Genomic DNA, 7211 nt, shown 5'->3' with positions numbered 1-7211 from the left:
TCCATAAGTTCGCTATCATTTAACACCATGGAATATCAAGATTATTATAAAATTCTAGGTGCCTCGCGTGATGCGACGGCAGATGAAATTAAAAAAAGTTATCGAAAACTAGCACGCAAATATCATCCTGACGTCAGCAACGAACCTAATGCCGAAGAAAAATTCAAGCAAGTTAAAGAAGCTTACGAAGTTCTCAAAGACGTCGAAAAACGCAAAGCTTACGATGCCATAGGTTCAGGGTGGAAACAGGGACAAGGATTTACACCGCCACCAGGTTGGGAATCTCGTCCTAGTAGTGAGAGAGTTCGGCCCGAATTTCGAGAAGGCTTTAGTGATTTTTTTCAATCGTTATTTGGTGGTCTAGGACAAGAAACGCAATGGATAAGAGAAGAATTCAAACAGCGTGGCAAGGATCAACACAGTCGAATAACGGTTAGTTTGGAAGAAGCTTTTAATGGTTCAACGCGTCTATTTACTTTACAAGAACCCATTGTTGATTATCAAACGGGACAAGTAACTTCCAAAACCCGTCAACTTCGAGTAAAGATTCCTGCTGGCGTCACGGAGGGTCAACAGATTCGTTTGCAAGGTCAGGGATTTCCAGGGATTAGCGGTGCACCCAATGGTGATCTATATTTAGAAATCCATTTAGCGCCTCATTCTCTTTTTACTGTCGAGGGAAAAGATGTGTATTTAAATTTGCCGGTCACGCCATGGGAAGCGGCGCTGGGCGTTAAAGTTTCAATCCCCACTTTAGGCGGCTCTGTCGATCTCACACTTCCTCCAGGATTTCAAACCGGACAAAAGCTACGCATCAAAGGTCGAGGACTTCCCGGAGGAACGCCGGGAGATCAATATGTATTGATAAAAATTTACATTCCTGAACCCAAAAACGATCAACAAAAAGAATTGTATCAGCAAATGGCAGAACAAATGTCATTTGATCCGCGTAAAGAATTATTGAGGCAATCATGACAAAACAAATTATAAAAGGTATTATTATCGAGCGATCGTCGCCACTTAAAATAGATGAACTTTCACAAGCCGTACACCTTCGACGTGAAATCATTATTGAAATGGTTGAACATCATTTAATCGAACCGGAGGGAAGTTCGCCGACTTCTTGGGAGTTTGATAATGTTTGCCTAAAGCGGGCGAAAATTGCGGCGAGTTTTTATCGCGATTTAGAAATCAATATGCCAGGGATCGCCATTGCACTCGATTTGCTAGATAAAATTGAGTATTTAGAGCAGCGCTTGCGAACACTGGAGCGTTTTGAAAATCAAAAGTAAAAAATGACTCAATCACTCCTGATTTTCCAACATGTATTTCCACCCACCATAGTCATTATTTACTAACTCTCTATTATTATACAGACGATGTTATTCTCCACTCAGGTACCTTAATCAATACACAGCGGCAATAAAGCATTTACGGGAGATGGGATTTCATAAGTTAGAATAATTCGGTCCGTCGCTACCTTCGGGCACCAGCCAGCAAATATTTTGTGAAGGATCTTTAATATCGCAAGTTTTGCAATGAATGCAGTTAGAAGCATTAATATGCAAACAGGGTTTTCCATTTTTTTCAATAAGTTTATAAACATTAGCAGGACAATAGCGCTGTTCAGGAGCGGCATAGATGGGGATGGTGACATCCATTTCTATTTTTTGATTTTTGACCCATAGATGGCAGGGCTCATTTTCGCGATGTTGCGTCCCGGTTAAATAGAGTTGTGTTAATTTATCAAAAGTCAATTTACCGTCCGGTTTGGAATAGGCAATTTTGGGGCAGCTTTTTGCGGGTTTTAAAGCGCGATAATCAGGTTTGTGGTGAAAAGTCCACGGCGCTTTTCCGCGCAAAATAAATTGGTCAAAAGCGGAATACAACAATCCCAGCCATAACCCTTTTCGAAAAGAGGGTCGGAGATTGCGAACGCGATTTAATTCCTTGTAAACCCATGAGCGCTTAAGAGCAGTAGAATAATTTTTTAATTCTTGGGCCGGTTCTAAAGTCTTTATTTGCAAAAGCGTTTCTGCTGCGAGCATACCCGATTTCATAGCGGTATGAGAACCTTTTATTTTACCTACGTTTAAAAATCCTGCAGAACACCCGATGAGCATTCCACCGGGAAAAGTAAGCGCGGGGACGGATTGAAAACCCCCTTCGTTTAAAGCGCGCGCTCCGTAGCCAATGCATTCGCCATCCTCAAGTAAGTGACGAATGAGTGGGTGGGTTTTAAAACGTTGAAACTCTTTAAAAGGGTCAAGGTAAGGGTTTTGATAATCCAGCCCAACAACAAGGCCAATGGCCAAAAGATTATCTTCATAATGATAAACAAAAGAACCACCATAGGTTTTGGAATTCAATGGCCAACCGACAGTGTGGAGGACGAGTCCATTTTTATGTTTTTCAGGAGAAATTTTCCATAATTCTTTTATTCCAATTCCATAAATTTGTGGGTCTGAATTTTTTCGCAAGTTGAAATGACGGATCAGTTCTTCCGTCAGTGAACCTCGGCATCCCTCAGCAAATAAAGTTTGTTTCGCATATAAATTAAGTCCGGGTTGGTAGCTGTCGGTCGGTCGGCCTTCTTTGTCTAACCCCATATCTCCTGTTTGTACGCCAATTACAGCTCCATCTGGGTTGAAAAGAACTTCAGCAGCTGCAAATCCGGGAAAAACATTAACCCCAAAACTTTCCCCTTGTTCGCCTAACCATTGACAAAATCGTCCTAAGCTAATGATATAATTTCCAGAGTTTCTCATGGTAATTGGGGTTGGTAAACGAAAAGACTTTTTCGCAGTGAGTAAATAAAATTGGTCTTCTTGAACAGGCACATGAACGGGGGCATTGTGTTTACTCCAATCAGGAATGAGCTCGTTTAAAGCACGAGGTTCTAAAATGGCCCCAGATAAAATATGAGCTCCAACGGAGGCGCCTTTTTCAAGAACGGCAATGGAAAGCGAACGGTTTTTTTGAGCTAGTCGAATCGCCGCGCTCAAACCTGCCGGCCCTGCGCCTACGATCAAGGCGTCAAATTCTAATGATTCTCGTTGAAAAATTTTTTCCATGAACTAAGAGCTTAAGCCATTTAATTGTGAGAAGAAAGCACTGTCCTGCGCGTTCTCTCGTGAGAGAAGTTGTTATTTGTAGCTCATCTAAAAGCGGTGTACTATCTACTCCCAATCAAAGGGAGGTTTTGTATGTACACTGAAACAATTGATTATCGAGACGGAGATTCCGTCTTGCAAGCTTACGTCGCCTACGATAAAACCAAAAAAGAAAAACGGCCGCTAGTTTTAATTGCGCACGCTTGGGCGGGTCGAGATGAGTTTGTTGAAGAAAAAGCTCGGCAGCTAGCGGAATTGAGCTATGTCGGTTTTGCAATGGACATTTATGGGAAAGGTGTGTTGGGCGCGAGTAAGGAAGAAAACGGCCGGTTAATGGAACCTTTTATGGACGATCGAAAAATGCTTCACCGCCGTTTGCTAGTTGCTTTAGAAACAGCAAAAACCTTAGCTGTTGCTGATGAAAATAAAATAGCAGCTATGGGTTATTGTTTTGGGGGACTTTGCGTGCTCGATCTGGCGCGAATCGGCGCGGATTTAAAAGGGGTAGTGAGTTTCCATGGATTATTGAAGCCCGTTGATAATTTGCCAAGCGAAACAATACCGGCAAAAATACTAGCTTTACATGGGCACGACGATCCAATGGTTCCACCCGAGGCCGTTTTTGAATTTGAAAAAGAGATGACAAAGGCAAAAGTTGATTGGCAAATACACGTCTTTAGCAACACGATGCATGCTTTTACTAACCCTTCCGCAAATGATCCTGATTTCGGAACTGTCTATAATCCCATTGCGGACAAACGTTCTTGGCTTGAAATGAAACTTTTTTTTGAGGAAATTTTTAAGTGAAAATTCTTGTTGGCGTAAAAAGGGTCGTTGATTTTAAAGTTAAAATCCGTGTAAAAGCCGATGGCTCAGGTATTGAAACGGATCAAATAAAAATGTCAATGAATCCGTTCGATGAAATTGCACTAGAAGAAGCCATCCGCATTAAAGAGAAAGGATTGGCTTCCGAAGTGATTGTCGTTTCCATTGGCCTTGAGCCTTGCCGCGAGATACTACTCAATGCACTGGCTATGGGGGCTGATCGAGCCCTATTGATAAAAACAGATCAAGCGCAAGAACCGATTCATGTCGCTCACTTACTTAAAGTATTAATTGAAAAAGAATCGCCAACTCTCGTTATTTTAGGTAAGCAAGCTATTGATGACGATTGCAATCAAGCAGGCCAGACATTGGCAGCACTCTTGGATTGGGGGCAGGGGACGTTCGTTTCTAAATGTGATATCGAAGGCGATCAATTGCGCATTGCGCGTGAAGTAGATACGGGGTTAGAGACACTGCTTCTTCAATTGCCCGCGGTAATTACTGCCGATTTACGATTAAACAAACCGCGTTATCTCACTTTGCCGAACATTATGAAAGCCAAAAACAGGCCGCTAACTATTTTAACGCCAGAAGAGCTTGGGGTAACGTTAACACCTCATCTTACAATGCTTAAAATCGAAAGCCCGCCCCAAAGGGCGCCTGGTATTAAAATAAATAATATTAATGAATTATTGAACTTATTAAAACAAAAGGATAAAGTTTTGGCATGAGTGTATTAGTTCTAGCTGAGCACGATAATCAAGAAGTGCGCTTGTCGACATTATGCACAATTACGGCTGCGCGTGAATTGAAGCAGCCAATCTCTATTTTAGTGGCCGGCTACCATTGCCAAGCTGTGGCAGAAAAACTCACGAAATTAGAAGGGATCGACGCTATCTTATTAACAGATGACAAAATTTATGAGCATTTTTTAGCAGAAAGCATTGCTCCGTTAGTTCTGCATTGTTCCTCTGAATTTAATTATGTCATGGCTCCTGCGACAACCTTTGGAAAAAATATTCTCCCCCGTGCGGCGGCGAAATTAGGCGCTTCGCAAATCAGTGATGTCATTAAAATTGTCAATGAAAAAACATACTGCCGCCCTATTTATGCCGGCAATGCGATTGCTACCGTTCAATCGAAAGATAAAAAGCAGATCATCACGGTAAGAAGCACTGCATTTAATCCAGCTGCTTTGGCGGATTATTCCGCGCCAATTCGTGAAATTCAATTTACAGTCGAAAATCTGCATTCAGTTTTTGTTAATGAAGAACGCCAAGGGCAATACCGTCCCGAATTATCGTCGGCTGAAATCGTTATTTCCGGAGGACGAGGGTTGCAAAGTAAAGAGAATTTTGAGCGGTTAATAAGAATTGCAGAGCGGATGGGAGCCGCCATGGGAGCTTCTCGAGCAGCGGTAGACGCCGGCCTTGCCCCTAATGATTGCCAAGTAGGGCAAACCGGTCAAGTCGTCGCACCTAAACTCTATTTTGCCATTGGCATATCGGGAGCTGTTCAACATCTGGCTGGGATGAGGAATAGTAAAATTATTGTAGCCATCAACAAAGACCCCGAGGCTCCCATTTTTCAAGTTGCGGATTATGGGTTGGTGGGGGACTTAAACAAAATACTCGTACAATGGGAAGAAGCACTTCAGGAAATAGGTTATTGAGGGAGGTTTTTAAGTTTCGGAGAAAAAGATGTTAATAGGCATTCCAAGAGAATTAAAAATAGAAGAATACCGAGTCGGATTAACTCCTTACAGCGTTCGTGAGCTCGTTCTCCATGGTCACCAAGTCATTGTGGAGCGCGATGCAGGGAATGCAATCAATTTCACTGATGAAACTTATCTTGCTGCAGGCGCGAAAATTGTTGATACGCCTGAAGAAGCTTACCAGGCTGAGATGGTTGTCAAAGTAAAAGAGCCGCAACCAAGCGAATATGCGTTGATTCGTGAAGGGCAAATTTTATTTGCTTACTTACATTTAGCGCCAGATCCTCAACAAGCGCAGGCATTAATAAAATCCGGTTGTATTGCCATTGCTTATGAAACGGTGACTGACAACGAGGGTGGGCTTCCCCTCCTTTCTCCCATGAGCCAAGTAGCGGGTCGCTTAGCTATCCAGGCAGGGGCTCACTGTTTGGAAAAATCTGAAGGAGGAAGCGGTATCCTCTTAGGCGGTGTTCCAGGCGTTTATGCGGGGAAAGTGACAGTTATTGGCGGTGGCGTGGTAGGAAGTAATGCAGTGCGAATGGCCATGGGGAAAAAAACGCAAGTGACTGTCTTAGACAAGTCCTTACGCCGCTTACAAGAACTCGATTTCCAATTTGGCGGGCGATTAAATACGGCGTATTCTACTGAAAGCAGCATTGAATATTACGTTATCGATGCCGACCTCGTCGTCGGTGCTGTTTTGGTTCCAGGTCATTCAGCGCCGAAACTGGTAGGCCAAGATGTTTTGAAAAAAATGCGCCCAGGATCGGTTATGGTGGACGTCGCCATCGACCAAGGAGGCTGCTTTGAAACCAGTAAATCGACTACGCATAAGAAACCAACTTACGTAATTGACGGGATTGTCCATTATTGTGTAACGAATATGCCGGGCGCAGTCCCGAGAACTTCTACATTGGCACTTAATAACGCAACATTGCCTTACGTAATCGCATTGGCGGATAAAGGTTACCGCCAAACTTTTTTAGATGACCCTCATTTTCTGAACGGTCTCAATGTCTATTGCGGAAAAATAACCCATAAAGGGGTAGCTCAAGGCTTACAGCAAGAGTTCAACGAGCCATTGGCGCTTTTATAATCAAGATTTATTCTTTCTATCGTTATTGTGCTCAATGATTCTACCAGAAGGGTGGTTTTTTGGTCGTTTACGTTGTGCTACTTTTACCTGAATAAAGGCGATGATAAAAAGTATTAATACAATAACGGCAGCGACGATTAGAAGATAGGAAAAAATAAATATCCCAACGATAAAAAGAATAACGAAAATGATCATGCCCACAATTGGCATCATTCCTTCCCATAAACGATGTAAAAATTTTGACATGGTAATTTCTCTTTTGTTGTTAAAATAGCAGGGCTTGTTGGAGCGATGCAAGTAGGGTGGAGCAGGTTTTCACAATGAAGTCGTTAGAGAAAAAAACCTTTTAGTCAAACACCCAAACCGCCATGTCAAAGACCTTCTTTAATATCACATTATCACATTATAAATATGGAATCGCTTGCTTTGAAAGCCATGTAAAAATTCACCGCTGTCAGATACG

At 42.5% G+C, this 7211-nt stretch carries 8 protein-coding genes; 6 read left to right on the top strand and 2 right to left on the bottom strand.

Going from position 1 to position 7211, the window contains the following annotated elements; genetic code table 11:
- Nucleotides 1-27 precede the first annotated feature (27 nt).
- Both FIV31_RS06835 and FIV31_RS06830 read left to right on the top strand, forming a co-directional pair.
- Nucleotides 28-975, top strand: a complete 948-nt coding sequence (locus FIV31_RS06835) for a DnaJ C-terminal domain-containing protein (protein ID WP_341873976.1) — start codon at nt 28-30, stop codon at nt 973-975.
- Entirely contained in the window at nt 972-1292 is a 321-nt protein-coding gene (locus FIV31_RS06830) for a chaperone modulator CbpM (RefSeq protein WP_280124254.1), read from the top strand. Before FIV31_RS06835 ends, FIV31_RS06830 begins: the two co-directional genes overlap by 4 nt.
- Nucleotides 1293-1448: 156 nt before the next feature.
- Here FIV31_RS06830 and FIV31_RS06825 read toward each other — a convergent pair whose 3' ends face one another.
- Entirely contained in the window at nt 1449-3074 is a 1626-nt protein-coding gene (locus FIV31_RS06825; protein WP_280124253.1) for an electron transfer flavoprotein-ubiquinone oxidoreductase, read from the bottom strand.
- A 132-nt stretch (nt 3075-3206) separates the two neighbouring features.
- Between FIV31_RS06825 and FIV31_RS06820 the strand changes: the two genes are divergently transcribed.
- Genes FIV31_RS06820 through ald form a run of 4 tightly spaced genes read left to right on the top strand, consistent with a single transcriptional unit; the run spans nt 3207 to nt 6748 of the window.
- On the top strand, nt 3207-3920 hold the full coding sequence (locus FIV31_RS06820; RefSeq protein ID WP_280124252.1) for a dienelactone hydrolase family protein: 714 nt from the start codon (nt 3207-3209) through the stop codon (nt 3918-3920).
- Nucleotides 3917-4669, top strand: a complete 753-nt coding sequence (locus FIV31_RS06815; RefSeq protein ID WP_280124251.1) for an electron transfer flavoprotein subunit beta/FixA family protein — start codon at nt 3917-3919, stop codon at nt 4667-4669. The genes FIV31_RS06820 and FIV31_RS06815 overlap by 4 nt, the downstream gene beginning before the upstream one ends.
- Entirely contained in the window at nt 4666-5610 is a 945-nt protein-coding gene (locus tag FIV31_RS06810; RefSeq protein WP_280124250.1) for an electron transfer flavoprotein subunit alpha/FixB family protein, read from the top strand. Before FIV31_RS06815 ends, FIV31_RS06810 begins: the two co-directional genes overlap by 4 nt.
- Nucleotides 5611-5638: 28 nt before the next feature.
- On the top strand, nt 5639-6748 hold the full coding sequence (gene ald / locus FIV31_RS06805; RefSeq protein WP_280124249.1) for an alanine dehydrogenase: 1110 nt from the start codon (nt 5639-5641) through the stop codon (nt 6746-6748).
- Here ald and FIV31_RS06800 read toward each other — a convergent pair whose 3' ends face one another.
- On the bottom strand, nt 6749-7045 hold the full coding sequence (locus FIV31_RS06800) for a hypothetical protein (RefSeq protein WP_280124248.1): 297 nt from the start codon (nt 7043-7045) through the stop codon (nt 6749-6751).
- Between the last annotated feature and the right edge of the window lie 166 nt (nt 7046-7211).

The organism is Coxiella endosymbiont of Ornithodoros amblus (assembly GCF_019425495.1).
Lineage (GTDB): Bacteria > Pseudomonadota > Gammaproteobacteria > Coxiellales > Coxiellaceae > Coxiella.
The sequence above is the reverse complement of the archived record's forward strand: the minus strand, read 5'-3'. Positions and strand labels throughout refer to the sequence as shown.

Bases quoted from the DNA above. Each gene is read 5' to 3' on its own strand.
- ald (WP_280124249.1), top strand. From the start codon at position 5,639: ATGTTAATAGGCATTCCAAGAGAATTAAAAATAGAAGAATACCGAGTC.
- FIV31_RS06830 (WP_280124254.1), top strand. From the start codon at position 972: ATGACAAAACAAATTATAAAAGGTATTATTATCGAGCGATCGTCGCCA.
- FIV31_RS06820 (WP_280124252.1), top strand. From the start codon at position 3,207: ATGTACACTGAAACAATTGATTATCGAGACGGAGATTCCGTCTTGCAA.
- FIV31_RS06835 (WP_341873976.1), top strand. From the start codon at position 28: ATGGAATATCAAGATTATTATAAAATTCTAGGTGCCTCGCGTGATGCG.
- FIV31_RS06810 (WP_280124250.1), top strand. From the start codon at position 4,666: ATGAGTGTATTAGTTCTAGCTGAGCACGATAATCAAGAAGTGCGCTTG.
- FIV31_RS06825 (WP_280124253.1), bottom strand. From the start codon at position 3,074: ATGGAAAAAATTTTTCAACGAGAATCATTAGAATTTGACGCCTTGATC.